General features: G+C 72.3%; 17 protein-coding genes. 4 read left to right on the forward strand and 13 right to left on the reverse strand.

What is annotated here, in order from left to right; genetic code table 11:
• Positions 1 to 8: 8 nt before the first annotated feature.
• The 4 genes from ACF3NH_RS09985 (at position 9) to ACF3NH_RS10000 (ending at position 5,228) form a co-directional block, all read left to right on the forward strand.
• A complete protein-coding gene (locus ACF3NH_RS09985; RefSeq protein ID WP_422922705.1) occupies positions 9 to 2,093 on the forward strand; it encodes a hypothetical protein in 2,085 nt (694 codons plus the stop codon).
• A gap of 88 nt (positions 2,094 to 2,181) precedes the next feature.
• Positions 2,182 to 2,562: a hypothetical protein gene (locus ACF3NH_RS09990; protein ID WP_198365471.1), complete on the forward strand. Its 381-nt coding sequence runs from the start codon at positions 2,182 to 2,184 to the stop codon at positions 2,560 to 2,562.
• 36 nt (positions 2,563 to 2,598) lie between these two features.
• Positions 2,599 to 3,195 carry an ankyrin repeat domain-containing protein gene (locus tag ACF3NH_RS09995; protein WP_198365472.1) on the forward strand — a complete coding sequence of 199 codons (597 nt, stop codon included), beginning with the start codon at positions 2,599 to 2,601 and terminating at the stop codon, positions 3,193 to 3,195.
• 110 nt (positions 3,196 to 3,305) lie between these two features.
• The gene (locus ACF3NH_RS10000) at positions 3,306 to 5,228 is read left to right on the forward strand and encodes an AsmA family protein (RefSeq protein WP_422922706.1); all 1,923 of its coding nucleotides are present in this window, start codon (positions 3,306 to 3,308) and stop codon (positions 5,226 to 5,228) included.
• Positions 5,229 to 5,283: 55 nt separating this feature from the next.
• Here ACF3NH_RS10000 and ACF3NH_RS10005 read toward each other — a convergent pair whose 3' ends face one another.
• The 13 genes from ACF3NH_RS10005 to ACF3NH_RS10065 form a co-directional block, all read right to left on the reverse strand.
• Positions 5,284 to 6,297, reverse strand: coding sequence for an ABC transporter ATP-binding protein (locus ACF3NH_RS10005; RefSeq protein ID WP_422922707.1), 1,014 nt, complete (start codon positions 6,295 to 6,297; stop codon positions 5,284 to 5,286).
• Entirely contained in the window at positions 6,294 to 7,313 is a 1,020-nt protein-coding gene (locus tag ACF3NH_RS10010) for an ABC transporter ATP-binding protein (RefSeq protein WP_198365475.1), read from the reverse strand. The genes ACF3NH_RS10005 and ACF3NH_RS10010 overlap by 4 nt, the downstream gene beginning before the upstream one ends.
• Positions 7,310 to 8,194 (reverse strand): ABC transporter permease, encoded by an 885-nt coding sequence (locus ACF3NH_RS10015; RefSeq protein ID WP_422922708.1) that lies wholly within the window; start codon positions 8,192 to 8,194, stop codon positions 7,310 to 7,312. Before ACF3NH_RS10015 ends, ACF3NH_RS10010 begins: the two co-directional genes overlap by 4 nt.
• 4 nt (positions 8,195 to 8,198) lie before the next feature.
• Positions 8,199 to 9,176, reverse strand: a complete 978-nt coding sequence (locus tag ACF3NH_RS10020) for an ABC transporter permease (RefSeq protein ID WP_422922709.1) — start codon at positions 9,174 to 9,176, stop codon at positions 8,199 to 8,201.
• Entirely contained in the window at positions 9,173 to 10,786 is a 1,614-nt protein-coding gene (locus ACF3NH_RS10025) for an ABC transporter substrate-binding protein (RefSeq protein ID WP_232476932.1), read from the reverse strand. The genes ACF3NH_RS10020 and ACF3NH_RS10025 overlap by 4 nt, the downstream gene beginning before the upstream one ends.
• Positions 10,783 to 11,730: a CobW family GTP-binding protein gene (locus ACF3NH_RS10030; protein ID WP_422922710.1), complete on the reverse strand. Its 948-nt coding sequence runs from the start codon at positions 11,728 to 11,730 to the stop codon at positions 10,783 to 10,785. Before ACF3NH_RS10030 ends, ACF3NH_RS10025 begins: the two co-directional genes overlap by 4 nt.
• Positions 11,727 to 13,367, reverse strand: coding sequence for an amidohydrolase (locus ACF3NH_RS10035; RefSeq protein ID WP_422922711.1), 1,641 nt, complete (start codon positions 13,365 to 13,367; stop codon positions 11,727 to 11,729). Before ACF3NH_RS10035 ends, ACF3NH_RS10030 begins: the two co-directional genes overlap by 4 nt.
• Positions 13,368 to 13,389: 22 nt before the next feature.
• Positions 13,390 to 14,127, reverse strand: a complete 738-nt coding sequence (locus tag ACF3NH_RS10040; RefSeq protein WP_422922712.1) for a sulfite exporter TauE/SafE family protein — start codon at positions 14,125 to 14,127, stop codon at positions 13,390 to 13,392.
• Positions 14,124 to 15,524: an NAD(P)/FAD-dependent oxidoreductase gene (locus ACF3NH_RS10045; RefSeq protein WP_422922713.1), complete on the reverse strand. Its 1,401-nt coding sequence runs from the start codon at positions 15,522 to 15,524 to the stop codon at positions 14,124 to 14,126. The genes ACF3NH_RS10040 and ACF3NH_RS10045 overlap by 4 nt, the downstream gene beginning before the upstream one ends.
• Before the next feature lie 10 nt (positions 15,525 to 15,534).
• On the reverse strand, positions 15,535 to 15,933 hold the full coding sequence (locus ACF3NH_RS10050) for a nuclear transport factor 2 family protein (protein ID WP_422922714.1): 399 nt from the start codon (positions 15,931 to 15,933) through the stop codon (positions 15,535 to 15,537).
• Positions 15,934 to 16,064: 131 nt separating this feature from the next.
• Positions 16,065 to 17,555, reverse strand: coding sequence for an aminotransferase-like domain-containing protein (locus ACF3NH_RS10055; protein ID WP_422922715.1), 1,491 nt, complete (start codon positions 17,553 to 17,555; stop codon positions 16,065 to 16,067).
• A 179-nt stretch (positions 17,556 to 17,734) separates the two neighbouring features.
• Positions 17,735 to 18,637, reverse strand: a complete 903-nt coding sequence (locus ACF3NH_RS10060; RefSeq protein WP_198365484.1) for an NAD(P)-dependent oxidoreductase — start codon at positions 18,635 to 18,637, stop codon at positions 17,735 to 17,737.
• Positions 18,634 to 19,953, reverse strand: a complete 1,320-nt coding sequence (locus ACF3NH_RS10065; RefSeq protein ID WP_422922716.1) for an LLM class flavin-dependent oxidoreductase — start codon at positions 19,951 to 19,953, stop codon at positions 18,634 to 18,636. The genes ACF3NH_RS10060 and ACF3NH_RS10065 overlap by 4 nt, the downstream gene beginning before the upstream one ends.
• Positions 19,954 to 19,962 lie beyond the last annotated feature (9 nt).

Consider the following 19,962-nt stretch of genomic DNA (forward strand, 5'->3'; position numbering starts at 1 on the left):
GCTGACCGATGCGCCAGGTGATCTCCGGCCTCGACTTCGCCCCGGTCCTGCCGCCCTGGCTGCTGGCCGCGCTGACCCTCCTGGCGCTGCTCGCCCTGGCCCCGGCCCTGTGGCGGCGGGCGCGGGGCGCCGGCTGGCGGGTGCTGTCCTTCGCCGTGCTGGGCCTCGCCCTGGCCAATCCGCGCCTGGTCGAGGAGACGCGCGAGACCCGGCCGGACATCGCGCTGCTGCTGCAGGACCGCAGCGAGTCCGCCCGCATCGGCGAGCGCGGCGCGGCGCTGGACGCGGCCCGCGCCGCGCTGGAGCAGGCCGCGGCGCGCCATCCCGACCTCGAGCTGCGCACGGTCGATCTGCCCGAGGGCGGCCGCCAGGGCACGCGGCTCTTCACCGCCCTCGACCGCGCGCTGGCCGATATCCCGCGCGCGCGGCTGGCCGGCGTCATCGCCCTGACCGACGGGCAGGCGCATGACATTCCGGCCAGCCCCTCCTTCACCGCGCCGCTGCACCTGATCCTGCCCGGCCGGCCGGGCGAGGTGGACCGGCGCATCCGCGTCCTCGAGGCGCCGGGCTATGGCATCGTCGGGCGCAGCGTCGAGCTGCGGCTGGTGGTCGAGGATCTGGGGGCGGCGCCCGCCGCCGGCCCGTCGGGCGGGGCGGTGCGGCTGACGCTGCGGCGCGACGGCGCGGCGCCGCGCGTCGAGAGCGTGCCGCTCGGGCGGGAGCACCGCATCACCCTGCCGGTCGAGCGCGGCGGGCCGAGCGTCGTGGAACTCACCGCCGAGGCGCGGCCGGGCGAGGTTTCCACCCTGAACAACCGCGCCGTCGTCACCGTGAACGGGGTGCGCGACCGGCTGCGCGTCCTGCTGGTCTCGGGCGAGCCGCATTCGGGCGAGCGCACCTGGCGCCGCCTGCTGAAGGCCGACCCGAATGTCGATCTCGTGCATTTCACCATCCTGCGGCCGCCGGAGAAGGACGACCTGACGCCGCTGAACGAGCTGGCGCTGATCGCCTTCCCGGTGCGCGAGCTGTTCCAGGTGAAGCTGCGCGATTTCGACCTGATCGTCTTCGACCGCTTCAGCAACCGCGGCATCCTGCCGCCGATGTACCTGCGCAACATCGCCGATTACGTGCGCGGCGGCGGGGCGCTGCTGATGTCGGTCGGGCCGGAGTTCACCGGCGCCACCAGCCTCGCCGCCACGCCGCTCGGCCAGGTGCTGCCGGCGCGGCCGCTGACCGGCGCCGCCGGCCTGGCCGAGGGCGCCTTCCGCCCGCGCGTCACCGAGGCGGGGGCCCGCCATCCCGTCACCCAGGGCCTGACCGGCGCCAACACGGCCGGGGAGGAGGCGCGCTGGGGCCGCTGGTACCGCCACCTGCGCGCCGATCCGCAGAGCGGGCTGACGGTGATGGACAGCCCCGACGGCGCGCCGCTGCTGCAGCTGGACCGGGTGGGCGAGGGGCGCGTGGCGCTGCTGCTCTCCGACCAGATCTGGCTGTGGTCGCGCGGGCATGACGGCGGCGGGCCGCAGGCCGAGCTGCTGCGCCGCGCCGCGCACTGGCTGATGAAGGAGCCGGAGCTGGAGGAGGAGGACCTCGTCGCGCGGGTCGAGGGCGGCACGCTCACCGTCACGCGTCGCAGCGTCGAGGCGGGTCCGCCGCCCGAGATCACCGTGACCGCCCCGGACGGCACGGTGACGCGGCGGCTCGCCAGCCCGGCTGAGGGCGGGCGCTCGGTGCTGGAGATGCCGGCCGGCCAGGCCGGCGTCTGGCAGGCCGCTGACGGGCGGCGGAGCGCCTTCGCCGCCGCCTCGGCCGCCAATCCGCCGGAGATCGCCGATCTGCGCGCCGACGCGGCGCCGGCCCTGCCGCTGGCGCGCGGCACCGGCGGGGGCGCGCACTGGCTGGGCGAGGGGATGCCGGAGCTGCGCCGCGTCGCCGCCGGGCGGGATGCGACGGGCGGCACCTGGATCGGGCTCCGCCGCAACGAGGACCATCGGGTGACCGGGATCGCCGCCCTGCCGCTGCTGCCGCCCTGGCTGGCCCTGCCCCTGGTGCTGGGCCTCGCTCTGGTCGCCTGGCGGCGCGAGGGGCGCTGAGCGGCCGGAAAAAGGCGCGGCCGCGTGGCCCGCCACCCTGCCGCCACGATTGGATCGTCCTATCTGGAGGGTCTGGAGGACGAATCCGATGCGCCGTCATGCCCGTGCCCTGCTCCTCGCGCTGCTGTTGGCCGCGCCGCTCGTGGGCTGCGCCACGGGGCCCACCTTCGAGCAGCGCATGGCGACCTTCGTCGGGCGGAGCGAGGCCGATCTGGTGGCCGCGCTCGGCGTGCCGGTCCGCACCTACGAGACGGGCGGGCGCCGCTTCCTCCAGTTCGAGCAGCGCGCGACCGTCATGGTCCCCGGCGACCCCTGGGGCTACGGACCCTGGGGCTTCGGGCCGCCCTGGGGCTACCGCCGGCCCTGGGCGGTGCCGCCGAGCTATGCCGTGGTCGGCTGCGACCTGACCTTCGCGCTGCGCGAGGGGCGGGTGGAGAGCTTCACCGCCCGTGGCCAGGGCTGTGGATGATCGCATCCCCGCCAGAAATGGTTTAGAGATGCCGCCATGCGCCGTTCCCTCCTCCGTCCCGCCCTGTTCGCCGCTCCGTTCGTCGTCCCCCTGGCCGGCCTGCTGGCCGCCGCGCCGGCCGCCGCCCAGATGCTGAACGGCCCCATGGTGCCGGATGCGCCGACAGCCCGGCCACGGGCCGAGCCGCCGGCCCTGCCGGGCCTGGCCGGGCGCCGCGCCCCTTCGCCGATCCCGGCCGAGCCGGGCCAGAGCCTCGGGCCCAACGAGGCGCTGTTCGATGCCATCGACCGTGGCGACCTGGCCGCGGCGCGCGACGCCATGTCCCGCGGCGCCGACCTCAACGCGCGCAACGTGCTGGGTCTGACGCCGATCGATTCCGCGGTGGACCAGAACCGCAGCGAGATCGTCTTCTACCTGCTCTCGGTGCGTGGCCCGGTGATCGGGGGCGCGGCGCCGGTCGCCGAGGCGCCGGCCCGGCGTCCCTCCCTGGCGGCGCCCCCCGCCGTCCAGCGGGCACCACGCGCGCCGGTGGCCGAGGTGCCGGCCCGCGCCGCGCAGCCGGTCTGGGGCGGCCATGACGGCCCGCTGCCGGATCGTGGCTTCCTCGGCTTCGACGCCGGCCGCGGCGGCTAGCACCCGCCGGGCGGCGTCATCTCGCCGCGTCCGCGCAACCATCCCGCCCGGCGCCGACTTCTCCGTCCAGGCCCGCCCGGCGTCCTTGCCCGGCGGCGAGGGGAATGGCCATGCCGAGCCCGCGGACCCGCCGAATTCTGCTCTGGACCGGGCTGCCGGTGCTGGCCCTGCTGGTGCTCGTCGTGGTCTGGTCCTGGGCCTGGTTCATCCCCCTGGTCGAGCGCCAGGCCTCCGCCGCGCTCGGCCGGCCGGTGACGGTCGGCGGCCTCGCGGTGCATCCCGGCCGGCTGACCGACATCGTCCTCTCCGACCTCCGTATCGCCAATCCGGAAGGCTTCCCGGAGGACCCGCCGCTGGCCAGCATCCCCCGGCTCAGCCTGCGGATCGACGTGATGGCGTTCATCCGCGGCCGGCGCCTCGTCATTCCCGAGATCGCGCTCGACGAGCCGCGCGTGGCGCTGCGGCAGGATGCCGAGGGGCGCAACAACTACACCTTCACCAGCCCCTCCTCCGCCGGCGCGCCGGCGGAAGGCGAGGCCGCGGAGGAGGGGCCGGCGATCGGCGCGCTCACCATCCGGGGCGGGCAGGTGCATGCCCAGCTCGCGCGGCTCGGCGCCGACATGACGGTGCAGGTGGACAGCGGCGCCTCGGCCGGGCAGCAGGCCGCCGACCAGCTGCGCGCCTTGGCCGAGGGCACCTATGCCCGGCAGCCGATCAAGGGCGAGTTGCTGGGCGGCGCCGTGCTCTCCCTGCGCGACCCCGAGAACCCCTGGCCGATCCGCCTCAGCATCGAGAACGGGCCGACCCGCGTCTCGCTGCAGGGCACGGTGCGCGATCCGGTGCGGATGGCCGGCGCCAACCTGCGGCTGGAACTCTCCGGGCCCGACATGGCGCAGCTGACGCCGCTGACCGGCGTGCCGATCCCCGCCACGCCGCCCTACCGCGTCTCCGGCCAGCTCGACTATGCCGAGGGCAAGGTGCGTTTTACCGGCATGGAGGGCCGCGTCGGCGACAGCGACCTCTCGGGCGACATCGCGGTGGACCCGCATCCGGCCCGCCCGGTGGTCAACGCCACGCTGCGCTCGCGCCGGGTCGACCTCGACGACCTGGCGGGCTTCATCGGCGGCACGCCGGGCGACAGGCCGGCCCCCGCCGCGCGCGGGCGCCGTGGCAAGATGCTGCCCGACACGCCGGTCAACCTGCCCCGGCTGCAGGCGGCCGATATCCACCTGACCTATGACGGCGCGCAGATCCGGGGCCGCAACATGCCGCTCGACGACCTGCACGCGAAGCTCGACATCGTCGACGGCGCCATCGCCCTGCATCCGCTGCGCTTCGGGGTCGGCAGCGGCCGCATCGAGGGCGATTTCGACTTCGCCCCGTTGGACAATGGCGGGCTGCACGCCAAGGGGGAGGTGAAGTTCCAGCGCGTCGATCTGTCGCGGCTGATGGGCGTGACGCCGCTGGGTGAGGGCCAGGGGCGGATCGGCGGCAGCGCCTCGATCGATGCCCGGGGCCGCTCCCTGGCGGAGATGCTGGCGCAGGGCAACGGCGCGCTGACGCTCGGCATGGCGGGCGGCAACCTCTCGGCGCTGCTGGTGGACATCTCCGGCCTGCAACTGGCCGACGCCATCCTCTCGGCCCTCGGCCTTCCCAACCGCACGCCGGTGCAGTGCTTCATCGCCGACATGCGCCTGCAGCGTGGCATGCTGAACACCCGCACGGTGCTGCTGGACACGGAGTCCGCGCTGATCAGCGGCTTCGGTGACATCAACCTGCGCGATGAGCGGCTGGACTACACGCTGCGCACCGAGCCCAAGCACTTCACCGTCGGCGCGCTGAGCACCGATATCCTGATCCGTGGCCCGTTCAGTGGCCCGAGCGTCCTGCCCGAGCCGGTGGAGCTCGGCGCGCGGGCCGGCGCGGCGGTCGGGCTCGGCCTGCTCTTTCCGCCGCTCGCCGTGCTGCCCACCATCCGCTTCGGCATCGGCGAGGACCAGCGCTGCGAGGGGCTGGTGCGGCGGGCGCGCTGAGGCAGGCAGGGCGGACTGTCCTCGCCCCGCCTGACGGGAAGGCGGACAGACTACCTCACGCCACCTCGGCGAGGCCGAAATCCGGGACGCCCAGCTCCTCCATGCGGTGGCAGGCGGCCAGATGGCCTTCCGCCGCCGGCCGGAGATGCGGCACCTCCGCCCGGCATCGCTCCGTGACATGCGGGCACTGGACGCTGAAGCGGCAGCCTGGCGGCGGATCGATCGGGCTCGGCGGCTCGCCCGGTGTCAGATGGCGGCGGCGCATGGCCTGTCCCGCCGCGCCGTGGGAGGCGGCGGCGGCGATCAGCGACCAGGTGTAGGGATGGCGCGGGGCCGCGAACAGCCGGTGCGTCGGCGCCTGTTCCACCACCTGACCCAGATACATGACCGCCACCTCGTCGCAGAGATGCTGCACCACCGCGAGGTCATGCGAGATGAACACATAGGTCAGGCCCAGTTGCCGCTGCAACCGGCGCATCAGGTTCAGGATCTGCGCCTGCACCGCCACATCCAGCGCCGACACCGGCTCGTCGCACACCACCAGGCGTGGTCGGCTGGCCAGGGCACGGGCAATGCACAGCCTCTGCCGCTGCCCACCGGAGAACTGGTGCGGGAACAGCCGCCCCGCCTCGGCCGGCAGGCCGACCTGGGACAGCAAGCGCAGCACCTCGGCCTCGCGCTCGGCCGGGCTGCCGATCTCAAGCAGGTCCAGCGGCTCACGGATCAGGGCGCCGGCGCGGCGGCGCGGGTCCAGCGAGGCATAGGGGTCCTGGAACACCATCTGGAAGTCGCGCCGGGCACGGCGCAGGGCATCACCACGCAGCGCGCTCAGCGGCATGCCGTCCAGCGTCACGTCGCCGCCGCTGATACCCACCAGTCGCATCAGCGCCAGCGCCACGGTGGACTTGCCGGAACCGCTCTGGCCGACGATGCCGAAAGTGCTGGCGCGGCGCACCTGGAAGCTGACGCCATCCACCGCGTGCACATGGCGCCGTGGACCGAAGGGGCCCGCGCGCCCGGCGGGAAAGCGCACCGTGAGATTGGTGACATCCAGGAGCACATCGTTCATGCCACGGCCTCCAGCGTCGTATCGCCGACGCGCCAGCAGGCGGCGGCACGGCCAGCGCCGGCCGGGCGCAGTGGCGGGGGGTGGTTGCAGTCGGCGCCGGCCAGCTCGCAGCGCGGCGCGAAGCGGCAGCCCGGGCCGCGCTGCCCGAGTGGCGGCACCATGCCCGGAACCTCCAGCAGATCGGGTGCCGGACCGGCCGCCGCCGCGCCCAGGCGCAGGCGCGGGCTGCAGGCCAGCAGGGCGCGGGTATAGGGATGCTCCGGCGCTGCCAGCACGCGCGAGGCCGGGCCGGTCTCCACGCAGGTGCCGGCATAGAGCACGGCGACCTCATCGGCGATGTCGGCCACGGCATGCAGGTCGTGGCTGATCAGCAGGATGGCGGTGCCGGTCTCACGTTGCAGTGTCTTCAGCAGATCGAAGATCTGCGCCTGGACGGTGACATCCAGCGCCGTGGTCGGCTCATCGGCGATCAGCAGGCGGGGGCGGCAGGCCAGCGCGATGGCGATCATCACCCGCTGCCGCATGCCGCCCGAAAGCTGGTGCGGATAGGCATCGAGCCGCTGCGCCGCGGCCGGGATCTCCACCTTGCGCAACATCTCCAGCGCGCCGGCACGGGCGGCGGCGGCATCCAGCCCCTGATGCAGCCGCAGCGTCTCGGCGATCTGCTCGCCCACGGTGAAGACCGGGTTCAGTGCCGTCATCGGCTCCTGGAAGATCATGGACAGCGTGCTGCCGCGCAGCGCCCGCAGGCGGGCGGGAGGCGCAACGGCCAGATCCTCGCCCAGCAGGCGGATGGCGCCGGTGTCGCAGCGCAGGCCTTCTGGCAGCAGCCCCATCAAGGCCAGCGCCGCCATGCTCTTGCCGCAACCGGATTCGCCGATCAGCGCCAGGGTCCGTCCGGCGGGCACGCCGAAGGAGACATCCTCCAGCACCGGCAACGGCCCGTCGCGCCCGGCGAGAGTGACGCCCAGGTGCTCGACCGAGAGCGCCAGGGGCGGGATCGTGGTGCCGCTCATCCGCGTTTCCTCAGCCTGGGATTGATCGCGTCGTTCAGCCCCTCGCCCAGCAGGCTGACGGCCAGCACGGTGAAGAAGATGGCGGCGCCGGGGAAGGTCACGGCCCACCACGCATCCAGCAGGTAGGTCCGGTTCTGCCCCAGCATCATGCCCCAGCTGATGACATTGGGATCGCCAAGGCCGAGGAAGCTCAACCCGCCCTCGAACAGGATGGCGACACCGATGGCCAGCGCCGCCGCGACGATGATCGGCGGCAGCGCATTGGGCAGCACGACGCGCAGAATCAGGTAATGCGGCCGCCCGCCGCCCGCGACGGCGGCACGGACATAGTCCAGCCCGCGCACGCGAAGATACTCGGCGCGAGTCAGCCGCGCGACGCCGGGCCAGGAGACGACGCCGATGGCGAAGGTGATGATGCCGAGGCTGGCGCCGAACAGCGTGACCAACACCATCGCGAACAGCAGCGAGGGCAGCACCTGGAAGAACTCCGTCACCTTCATCAGCACGCGGTCCACCCACCCGCTGAACCAGCCGGCCAGCGCGCCGACGGTGACGCCGATGACGACGGAGATCAGCGCCGCCGCCAGTCCGACCGACAGGCTCGCGCGGCCGCCGATGAGCAGCCCGGCCAGCACGTCGCGGCCCAGGTAATCGGCGCCGAGAGGCACCTCGGGGCCGGGCGGCTCGAAGGGGGCCGCGGCCATGTCGGCCGGATCGACGCCGTAGAGGCCGGGGCCGGCCAGGCTGGCCAGTGCGACCACCAGCAGGATCAGGAAGCCCGCCATGCCGGCCGGGTGGCGCAGGAAGTGCCGCAGCATTTCCCGCGCCGGAGAGGCCGGCTTCGCGGGCGCCGCCGGCAGGGTCGATCTATTGCCCCCCATTGGGTCAATGTCCCCGGATGCGCGGATCGACCAGGCGATAGGCCAGGTCGGTCAGCAGGTTGGCGACCATCACCAGCAGCGCCGAGACCACCAGCACGCCGAGCAGCGTCGGGTGGTCGCGGCGCAGGATGCTCTCCAGCACCAGCCGGCCCATGCCGGGCCAGCCGAATACCGTCTCCACCAGCACGGCGCCGGCGAGAAGCTGCGCGAACTGCAGACCGATCAGCGTGACCACGGGGATCAGCGCGTTGCGCAGCGCGTGCTTCAGCACCACCCGCCGCTCCGGCAGGCCCTTGGCGCGCGCGGTGCGGATGTAGTCGGCGCCCAGCACGTCGATCATGCTGGTGCGGCTCTGCCGGCTGTATTGCGCCAGATACACCAGGCCGAGCGTGAAGGCCGGCAGCACCAGATGGTGCGCGACATCCAGCACGTAGTCGATGCCGCTGAGCGGTCGCGTCACATCCGTCATGCCAGCGATCGGGAAGAGCGGCAGCACCGAGGCGAAGAGCAGCAGCAACAGCAGCCCGCTCCAGAAGACCGGCGCCGCATGCCCGGCAAGCGAGACGATGGTGACGAGGAGGCTGCCGAGGCCACGCGGCCTGTAGGCGGCCAGAACGCCGAGCAGCGTGCCGACGATGGCGGCAAAGGTCAGCGCCGCCGCCATCAGCAGCACCGTCGCCGGCAGCCGCTCCAGGATCAGGCTGGAGACGGGCTGGTTGAAGTAGAAGGAGTAACCCAGATCCCCCGTCGCGGCGCGCGAGACATAGTTGGCGAGTTGAGTGCCGAATGGCTGGTCCAGCCCGTACTGCGCGCGGATGGTGGCCAGCACCTCGGGCGAGGCGCCGCCCATCTCCCCGGCGATGACCTGCGCCGGGTCGCCCGGCGCCAGGTGGATCAGGCAGAAATTCATGATCACGACGGCCAGCAGCAGCAGTACGGCATTCACCACCCTGCCGCCCATGCCGAGGAGGGCGCCACTCATGCCGGCGGGTTCTCCCAGTAAAGCGTGTCGAGCGGCGACATCGGCCCCCAGATGGTCTCCGGCACATTGCCGAGGCCCTTGTGGTAGGCGGTGTGATACGGCACCTCGTCGATGAAGAAGATCGGCGCATCGGCGACCACCTGCCGCTGGAACTGCTGGTACAGATCCTTGCGCTTCGCCGCGTCGCGCTCCACTCCCGCCTCGGCCAGGAGCCTGTCCACCTCGGGATTCCTGTAGCCCTGGGTGTTCGACCAGATCACGCCCTTGCGGATATTGCTCGACAGGTAGGTGCGGTGCACGCCGATGACCGGGTCGCCCCAGTTGAAGACGGTGTCGATGGTCAGGTCATAATCGAAGTTGCTGACGCGCTGCGCCCAGGTCGGGAAGTCCGGCGCCAGCCGCACCTCGGCGGCGATGCCGACCTTGCGCAGCTGCACGCGCAGGAACTCCGCCAGATTGCGGCCCAGTTCCGGCTGCCCGGCGGGGCTGTCGATGGTGAGGGCGAAGCGCGTGCCATCGGCGCCGCGCCTGTGCCCGGCGGCGTCCAGCAGTGCATTCGCCTTGTCGAGGTCCAGGGCGTACTTCTCCACATCAGGCGCCGAGAAGGGGGAGGTGGAGACAAGCGGCCCGAAGGAGGGCTTTGCCTTGCCGCCCAGGATGCGCCTGACGATGGCGTCGCGATCGGCGGCATAGGCGATGGCCTGGCGCACGCGCGGATCGTCGAAGGGCGGGCGCTGCGTGTTGAAGGCGAGCCAGGTGAGCGCGCCGATGCCGTCATAGCCCTTGGGCGTCACGGTCAGGTTCGGCGCGCGCTCGGCGCGGGCGATGTCACGCACGCCGGCCAGGAAGGGCGTCATGTGCAACTCGCCCCGCTCCAGCCCCAGCGTCACCACGCTATAGTCGCTGATGATGCGGCAGACGATGCGGTCGAGCGCCGGCCGGCCGGGGATGAAGAAGCGATCGAAGCGTTCGAGCGCCCAAAAGTCGCCGGGCTTGTACTCCGCGAACCTGTAGGGGCCGGAGCCGATGGGCCGAAGATTGGCCGGATGGGTCTGGATGTCCTGTCCGTCGCCATAGACATGCTTCGGCAGGATCGGCATCAGCGCCGGCGACATCGCCAGGATCAGCGCCGGGTGGGGGTGCTTCAGCCGGAGGATGGCGGTGTGCGGGTCCGGCGTGTCGACGCGCTCCACCGGCTCCAGCATCGTCTTGAAGGGGTGGTTCTTCTGGATGATGTCGACGGAGAAGGCGACATCCGCCGAGGTGACGGGCTGGCCGTCGTGGAAGACCGCATCCGTCACCAGGTTGAGCGTGACGGCGAGCCCATCCTCCGAGACGCTCCAGGACTTCGCCAGGTAGGGCTCCGGATTCCAGTTGCTGTCGAAACGCAGCGGGCTCGCGAAGATCTGCGAGGAGGGCAGCGCCGTCGCCGAGCCCGACTGGATGGCGCCGTTGAAATGGCGCAGGCTCAGCGCGCCGCCGATCACCAGCGTGCCGCCCCGCTTCGGCGCCGCGGCGCGGGCGGGCAGGTCCGCGCCTCCGGCGGCCACCAGCGCCGCGCCGAGGGCGAGTGTCGCGCGGCGGCTCATGGGCGTCATGGGCTTCGTCATGTCGGGCCTCCTCGGGGGTGGGATTCGGGGTGGGCGTGAAGCGCGGCGCGGAGGGTGCCGAGCACCGCATCCGGCATCTCGGGCGTGCCGATCAACACCAGGGCATCGGCGCCGGCGGGCAGGGGTTCCGGCCAGGGCCGCAGCTCCACCCGGCGGCCGGCGCGCTGCACCAGATGCGGCGTCGCCTTCGGCCCCAACCGGCAGAAGCCCTTCAGCCGCAGCACGCTTTCGGGCAGGGCCTCCAGCGCCTGCATCAGCCTGTCGTGGTCCAACGGCCCGGGCGCCGTCCAGAGCAGATGGCGGAAGCCATGCGCCGTCGGCGCGTCGGCGTGGAAGCGGCCGGCGCGTTCCCTCCCTGGCTGGACGCGCGCGGCGCCGAGCAGCGGCGGCAGCCCCTCCGGTGGCAGCAAGGCCACCGGCAGGCCCGGGCGAAGCCCGGCCAGCGCGGCGCGGGTGGCGCGGATCTCGGCCTCCGTCGCCAGGTCGGCATGGCTCAGCAGCACCAGATCCGCCCGCGCCACCTGGCGTTCCAGCGTGTCGGACAGCCAGCGATCGGCCAGGAGCGCCGGGAAGCGCTGCGCGTCGGCCAGCGTCAGCACGGCGTCGAGATGCACGCCCACCTCCAGCCGCGCCAGCTGGGCGATGCGCCAGGGGTCCCCGACGCCGCTGGCCTCGACGAGAATCTGCTGCGGCGGCGGGTCCAGCGCCACCAGCCGCGCGATGCCCTCGCCGAGATCGGGGCCAAGCGCGCAGCACACGCATCCATTGCTGAGCGAGACCATGCCGCCCTGCCGCGCCGCGATCAGCGCGGCGTCGATGTTGACGGCGCCGAAGTCGTTCACCAGCACGGCGATACGGGTTTCCGCCTGCCGCAGCAGGGCATTGAGCGCCGTGGTCTTGCCCGCGCCCAGGAAGCCGCCGAGGATGGTGACGGGAATGCTCATGCCGTGGGCGGCACTGGGAAGACGCGGCCGCCCAGCACCGTGGCGCTGATCGTGACATCCTTCAGCCGCATGGGCTCGATGGCCAGCGGGTCCTCGTCCAGCACGGCGAAATCGGCGAGCTTGCCGGCCTCGATGCTGCCCACCAGATGGTCGAGCTTCAGCGTGTAGGCCGCGCCCAGCGTGATGGCGCGCAGCGCCTCCGCTACCTCGATGCGCTCGCCCTCGCCCAGGACGCGACCCTTGGCGGTCAGGCGCATCACCGCGCACCAGGCCGTGAACAGTGGCGCCAGCGGCGTCACCGGCGCGTCGGAATGGATGCCGAAAGGAATGCCGACGCGCAGCGCCGTGCCGCAGGCATCCATCCGCTGCGCGCGCGCCAGCCCCATGGTCTGCGCGACATGCTCCTCGCCCCAGTAGAAGATGTGGTTGGCGAAGAGATTGACGCAGAGGCCCAGCGCCTTGATGCGGCGGAACAGCGCCGGGTCGGGCATCTGGCAATGCTGCAGCGTGTGCCGATGGTCAGGGCGCGGATGCGCGGTCAGCGCGCGCTCCAGCATCTCCACCGCCACCTCGCTGGCCTCGTCGCCATTGGTGTGGATGTGCAGCAGCGCGCCCGCCCGGTGCCAGGCCCCGACGATGGCGCCGAGTTCGGAGGGCGCCACATACCACAGCCCGTTGGGCGCGCCGTTGTGGTAGCCAGGCCAGCGCAGCCGCGCGGTGAAGCCCTGGATGGAGCCGTCCACCACCAGCTTCACCAGCTTGAAATGCAGCTTTTCCGTGCTGGTCGGGCGCAATTCCTCCAGCCGGGCGATGCCTTCATCCTGGCCGAACATCCGCGCCGCCAGAGCGGGCACCAGGCGCAGCGGGAAATCCGCATCCTCCGTCGCGGCGCGGTAGCTGGCGACGGTCGCCTCGCTCATGTCGCTGACCAGATCGGTCGCGGTGGTGACACCGGCCTGCCGCGCCAGCTTGGCGAAGCGGTCCAGCGCGCCGGCATCCAGCGTGCGGGAGAACATGTCGGGCACCACCACGCGGCGCACGCGGCCCATCAGCTCCGGCCCCAGGATCTCGCCCGTGGGCGCGCCCGCCTCGTCGCGCACCAGCCCGTCCAGGTCGTTGGCGCGGTCGAACCCGGCCAGGGCCATGGCGACGCTGTTCAGGTTCATGATGTGGCCGGAGGCGTGGGTGACCACCACCGGGCGGGTCTGCGAAACCTCGTCGAGATCGGCGCGCTTCATGCGGCGGCCGCCGAAATAGATCGGGTCGAAGCCCCAGGCGGTGATGGAGCCCTCCGGCTTCTCCGCCGCCACCTCGCGCAGGCGCGCGACGACGGCGGCGATGTCCTTCAGCCCCGGCCAGACCTTGCCCTCCGGGTCGCGGCGCTCGAAGAAGCCGAGATAGGGATCGCGCCAGGCAGCCCCTTCATGCAGATGGCTGTGGCCCTCGACGAAGCCGGGCAGGATGACCTTGTCCGCGAAGCGCCTGTCCAGTGTGGCGGGACCCAGATCGGCCATCTCCGCCTCGCCGCCCACCGCCAGGATGCGGCTTTCGCGCACCGCCACATGGGTGGCCTCGGGGCGGGCGGGGTCCATGGTCAGGATGCGGCGGGCGGTGAAGATGGTGACGGGGGCGGGCATCAGGACTTCGTCTCCGGGAGGGTCAGGTCAGGCTGTCGAAGGCGACGCGCGCCACGGCTAGCAGGGCGGTGCCGCCCAGGATCGCCAGGGCGACGCGGCGGTAGCGGGCATCGGGGCTGCGCAGGAACATGCGGGTGCCGAGCCAGGAGCCGGCCCAGACGGCGGGCAAGCCGAGCAGCGCGGAGAGCAGACTGGCCTGCCCCACCATGCCCATGGCGGCTAGCGGCAGCAGCGCGCCCAGAGAGGTCAGCAGGAACAGCACGATCATGGAGGCGCGGGCGGTGGCAGTGGCCAGCGGCGAGGCCAGGTAGTAGGCGATGACCGGCGGCCCGGGGATGCCGGCCAGCCCGTTGAACAGTCCCGATGCCAGCCCGAAGGCCAGTGTCGCCCCGCCGGAGGGCGGCCGCGTCATCCGCCGCCCACCCGCCAGGATCACTACCGCCAGCGCCACCACCCCGGCGATCACCAGCCGCACCGGCGCCGGCGGCAGCTGCGCGAGCCCCCAAAGGCCGAGCGGCGTCGCCAGCAGCGCGCCCAGCGACAGCAGGCCCAGCGAGGCGCGGTCGGCCAGCGCCCAGGCGCCGCGCAGCCCGTCCAGGCTGATGGCCAGTTGCAGCAGCATCACCACCGGCACCACCTCGGCCGGCGGGTAGAGCAGGCTGAGCAGCGGCACGGCGGCGATCGAGAAGCCGAAGCCGGTGAAGCCGCGGATCAGCCCCGCCAGGAACACCATCAGCAGGCCGAGCAGTGCCATGATCATGCATCGGGCGCTTCGTCACGGCGGTGGTACAGGCGGTACAGCGCGCGCTGGCCCAGCCGGCGGAACGGCGCGAAGGGGTGGCGTGGCAACTCGCCCTGAAAGATGGGCAGGCGCTGGGGAAGGGGCCTGCCGGCCGCCAGCGCGGCCAGCCGCCGCCCGGCCTGGGCCGAGTAGCTGACGCCATTGCCGCCATAGCCCATGGCGTAGAACAGGTTGCGCCCGGCCTCGGGCTGGACGATGCGCGGCATCATGTCGTGGCTGACATCCACCCAGCCCCACCAGGAATGATCCGCCGCGATGCCCGCCAGGGCGGGAAACTTCCGCGCCAGCCCGTCATCCAGCACGGCGCGATGCGCGGGGTTGGCGGCGTCGGCGCCGGTGATGGCGGCGCGGCTGCCGATCTGCAGGCGGTTGTCCGGCAGCAGGCGGTAGTAGTAGCGCAGCGTGCGCGTGTCGGTGATGACCTGGCGCGTGCGAAAGCCGGTCGCGGCGATCTCGCTGTCGGTCAGCGGGCGGGTCACCATGTTGTTCGACAGGATCGGCATGATGCGGCTGCGCAGGCGCGGATGCAGCTTCTGGCCGGTGTATCCGCCGGTGGCGATGGCGACGGCCCGGGCCCGCAGCAATCCGCCCGGTGTGCGCAGCAGGAAGCACTCCGCCTCTTCGCGGATCTCCAGCACCGGGCTGCCGGGATGGATGCGGGCGCCCGCCCCGCGGGCGGCGCGCAGATAGCCGAAGGCCAGCTTCGCCGGCTGCACACCCATGCCCAGCGGCTCGTGCAGCGCGCCCACCGCCTCGGCGTCGTGCACGAAGTCGCGCCACACCTCCTCGCGCGGCAGGATGCGGGTGCCGTAGCCGAAGATACGGTTGGCAAGGTCGGAATCCGCCCGCAGCTTCTCCAGGTTGCGCCGCCGGTGCGCGATGTAGAGATGCCCGCCGGGCTGCGGCTCGCAGTCCAGTTCCCGCGTCAGGTCCGTGAACAGCTCGAAGCCTTCCAGGATCTCGGCATGCAGGGCCAGCGCCGTCTCCTGGCCCCAGCGGGCGATCCACTGTGCCCGGCTCAGCCGGCCGGAGGCGTTCTGGCCCTGGCCGCCATTGCGCGTGCTGCACCCCCAGGCGACTGTGTTCGCTTCCAGCACCGTGGCCGTGATGCCGTGATCGCGCGCCAGGAACAGGGCGCAGGCGAGGCCGGTGAAGCCCGACCCGATCACCGCCACATCCGTGTCCGTCTCGCCGGCCAGCGGCCCGTCATCGGCCGGCGGTGGCCCGGCTGTGGCCACCCAGTAGCTTGGTGCATAGGCGCGGCCCTGGCCCGGATGCGGGTCGCGCAGCGGGTCATGATGCGGGTCATAGGGCGCGGTGGGCAGGAAGGCGGCGGGAGGTGGCAGCGAATCCATGGCGCGGGCCTCAGGCGGCGCGGAGCAGCGGCGGACGGTCCTTGCGGAAGGCGCTCTTGGCCGCGATGGCCTCGCCGGCGAAGGTGAACAGGTCGAGGCCCTCGGCCTCCACCCGGGCGCCTTCGGCATTGGTACCGGTGAAGAGCCATTCGCTGACGGCGCGATCGCCAAAGACCGCGTGGCGACGGACGGTCCATTGGACATCGGGCATGGCGGTCCAGACACCCTCGAAGGCGGCGCGGACGGCGGCCTGGCCCTCGATCCGTCGGCCCTGCGCCTCGGGGCCAGCTGCGGCGTGGAAGATCACATCCGGCGTGAAGCAGGCCATCACGGCCTCGGCGTCGTGGCGATTGAAGGCGGCGAACAGCCGTTCCAGCAGGGCGTGGCGCGCGTCGGTGAGGTCGGTCATGGGGCAGCAGGTCCGGTCAGCCTGAGGGGCCGACGCAGATTACGGATGGCGCACGACCCGGCGGAAGAACCAAATGCCTATAAAATAGCCTACCAGATTCGCACGCTAGAGAATCGGCTAGAATTTCACCATCATGATGAATTTGAATGCAGCGTGATGGCATCCGCCAGAATGGCCAGTCCGCCATGAATCTTGTCGGTGCGGATGGCGGTCCAGCCCAGGCGGAAGCAGGAACGGCCCATGGCTGGATCGTCGAAGAAGACGTCGCCTGGTTCGATCAGCACGCCCTGCGCCGCCAGCGCGCCGGCCAGGGCGCGGCTGTCCAGCCCGGGTGGCCCTTCCACCCAGGCGCTGCTGGCCCCGGCGCCGCACCGCCACCGGCAGCCGGGCAGGTGTCGCGGCAGCAAGCTGTCCATCAGCGCGGCACGCTCGGCCAGCGCCTCTCCCAGGCGGCGCAGATGCCCACGATAATGGCCGAGCGCGATGAAGCCCGCCATTGCGCGCTGGTTGTTGCTGGGCGGATGACGGTGGATCAGGCGGCGCAGCGCCCGCAACTGCGCGATGACCGGCGGTGGCGCCACGACGAAACCGAGGCGCAGCCCCGGCGCCAGCACCTTCGACAGGCTGCCGACATAGATCACCCGCCCCTCGGTATCGAGGCTCTTGAGGGGTGGCACCGCCTCGCCCTCGGCGAAGAGATCGGCGTCGTAGTCATCCTCCACCAGCAGCATGTCGCGCTGCCGGGCCAGGCGCAGGATATCCCGCCGCCGTGTCGAGGGCATGACGGTGGAGGTCGGGCATTGGTGTCCAGGCGTCAGCAAGGCCACCTGGCAGGCGGCCATGGCGGCGTCCGGCACGGCGCCCTCGGCATCGACGCTGAGCAGCCGCAGCGCGCCGGCCTGCATCCGCGCCATGTGCCGCAGGTCCGGATAGCCCGGATCCTCCACTCCCGCGACGATGCCGGGCCCCAGCAGCAGGCGCGTCACGAGGTACAACGCCTGCTGCGCCCCCAGCGTGATCATGACATCCGCCGGCCGCGCCCAGACCGCGCGGCGCGGCAACACCTGGCGGCAGAGCTGCTCGACCAGGGCCGGATCGTCCTCGTCGATCATGTCGGCGCTCCAGGACTGGATGGCGGCGACGCTGGAGGTGGCCTTCACGGCTTCACGCCAGGGTCCGGTCGGGAACAGCGCGGGGTCGAGCTGGCCGAATAGGAAGGGATAGGGGTAGCGCTGCCAGTCGCGCGGCTTGGCGATATTCAGGAATTCCGCCGGCCGGACCGCGAAGCGGCCGGACCAGAACGGCCTTGCGGGATCGGCCGCCGCCGCGAGGCCCTCCGGCCCGGCCTCCGGCCGGTTCAGCGGTGCGACGAACACGCCGCTGCGTTCCCGCGCCGTCAGATAGCCCTCCTCCACCAGCCGCTGGTAAACCTCCAGAACCGTCACACGAGCGACACCCAGCAGCGCCGCCAGCCGGCGGCTGGAGGGCAGGCGGGAATGCGGCTGCAGCCGCCCATCCTCGATGGCATGAACAAGCTGGCGGCGGATTTCCGCCCCGGCCGGCAGGCCGCGGCGCTCCGGCGCCGCGAGCAACTCCCTCCATGCCAGTTCCGTGGGCTTCAAACCGGCGATCCCGTCCCCTTGAGTGGCTCCGCCCCGCGCGGCAGGTGCGCCTCCGGTTTAGGCGGTCGTCCTCCTGAACTGAAGGGGAGCAGGAAGCCATCGCGCGGTGGAGCCGCCGGTCGGCCCGTCGTCGAGGGGCGGCGACCCGCGGTGATGGGCCGGGGCCCGGCGCGGCGCCATCAGCCGGGCGTCGCCGCCAGCCTCGCGGCATAGGCATCCAGCACGGCATCGGCATCATAGCCGGGCCGGGCGAGGAATGCCGCCCGCAGGTCCAGCGCGGCGGAGGCGCGCAGGCGGGCGGCGGTCGCCTCGGTCATCAAGGGCTCGAGGCCGAGCTCGCGCAGGCAGTCGGCGACACCGTCCATCTCCACCGCGCGGCGGCCGGCATGCAGCACATCGGTGCGCAGGCACATTTCCACAAAGTCCGAGAAGCGCGTGGCATCCATGGGGCCGCAGATGCCAGCCAGTGCCTCCTGCCGTACGCCGGCCAGGCTGGCCGCGGTCATGGCCTCGACCACCAAGGCCTCGATACCCTTGGTCACCACGCTGCGCAGCATCTTCACGGCGGCGGCCGTGCCCGGACTGTCGCCGGCGACCTCGATGGTCAGCCCCAGCGGCGAGAAGAGCGCGGCGAACCGCGCCGCCCCGTCGCCCGAGCAGTAGAGCGGCACGCCGGCACCATAGAGCCCGACGGCCCCCATGAGATTGGCATCGACATAGGCGCCGCCGCGGAGGTTGACGGTGACGGCGACGTCCTGCTTGGCGCGTGGCGTGGCGGCGTTGATATCGACCACCAGCATGCCGGGCCGCAGCGCCGTGGCGATGGCCTGGCCAACCGCCGGCGCCGCGGCCACCACCACGGCGGAGATGACGACATCGACCGCCGCCAGCAGCTCTTCCAGACTGTCCCGCAGCGTGACGCCGAGGGCGGCGGCCTCGTTGCGGAAATCATCGGGGTAGGGCGGACGATTGGTGCTGCCCGCGCAGAAGGCCTGGACCCGCAGGCCCTGCGCGCCGAGATGGCGGGCGAAGCAGCGGGCGGCCTCGCCGAAGCCGACGAAGCCGATCACGGGCGCGCTCATGCCGCCTCGCGCAGATGGCCGCGCAGGGTCGTGGCGGCGTAGTGGCGGCGCAGCAGGCCACGGCGCTGCAGGATCGGCACCACCGCGCGGGTGAACTGCTCCCAGGTGCCGGGCGAAACGGTGGGGGTCAGGACGAAGCCATCGCAGGCGCCGCCGGTGAAGATCGCCTCCATCTGGTCGGCCACGCTCTCCGGCGTGCCGACCAGCTGCGGCGCCAGCTCGCTGGTGGCGTAGCGGCGCGCCGCCTCGCCCAGGCTCAGCCCTTCGGCGCGGGTGCCCTGGAGGATCACGTCGAAGGACCCGCGCGAGCCTTCCGGCAGGTCCAGATCCTCCACCGGCCGGTCGGGCGGGAAGCGCGACAGGTCGGTGCCGATATGCGAGGAGGTCAGCGCCATGCCCAGCTCCGCATCGACCAGGCTGTTGACATAGTCGGCCTTCTCGCGGGCGATGGATTCCGTCTCGCCGATGATCGGATCGACCGAGGGCAGCACGGCGCAATTGTCCGGGTCGCGGCCGTGCCGGGCCACGCGTTCGCGCGTGGCGGCGCGGAAGCGGCGCATGTCCTCCGCGCTGTGCTGCAGGGTGAAGACCAGCTCCGCCCAGCGCGCGGCGAAATCCAGGCCGGGTCCGGAGGAGCCGGCCTGCATCAGCACGGGATGGCCCTGCGGCGTGCGCGGCACGGTCAGCGGCCCGCGGCTGCGGATATGTTGGCCCTCGTAATGCGCGTAATGCACCCGGGCGGGATCGGCGAAGCGGCCGGATTCCCGGTCCAGGATCAGCGCGTCCGCCTCCCAGCTGCTCCACAGCTTGAGACAGGCTTCCACGGCCTCATGGGCGCGGGCATAGCGCTCCTCCCGGCCGGGGATGGCCTCCATGCCGAAATTCCTCGCCTCCAGATGGCTGGCCGAGGTGACGATGTTCCACGCCATGCGCCCACCGGAGAGAATGTCCAGCGTGCCCAGGGTGCGGGCGATCTGATAGGGGTGGTGGAAGGTGGTGGAGAGCGTGGCGCCCAGGCCGATATGCCGCGTGGCGCGCGCCATCATCGCCAGGATCGGCAGCGGGTCCAGCAGGCTCAGCGCGCCGCCTTTGCCGAGCTGCGTGGCGTAGCTGCCATTGTAGTAGTCGTAGAGCCCCAGCACATCGGCGAAGAACAGCGCGTCGAAGCAGCCCTGTTCCAGCGTGGCCGCGGTGCGCTCGTACCAGCCGGGGTCGAGGAAGCCCAGCTCGGCCTCCGGATGGCGCCAGCCGCCATGATGATGGCAGGTCGGCCCCGCCTTCAGGAAGGCAACGAGGCGCATGTGACGTTTCGGCATGACGCGATC

Source organism: Pseudoroseomonas sp. WGS1072 (assembly GCF_049340465.1).
Classification (GTDB): domain Bacteria; phylum Pseudomonadota; class Alphaproteobacteria; order Acetobacterales; family Acetobacteraceae; genus Pseudoroseomonas.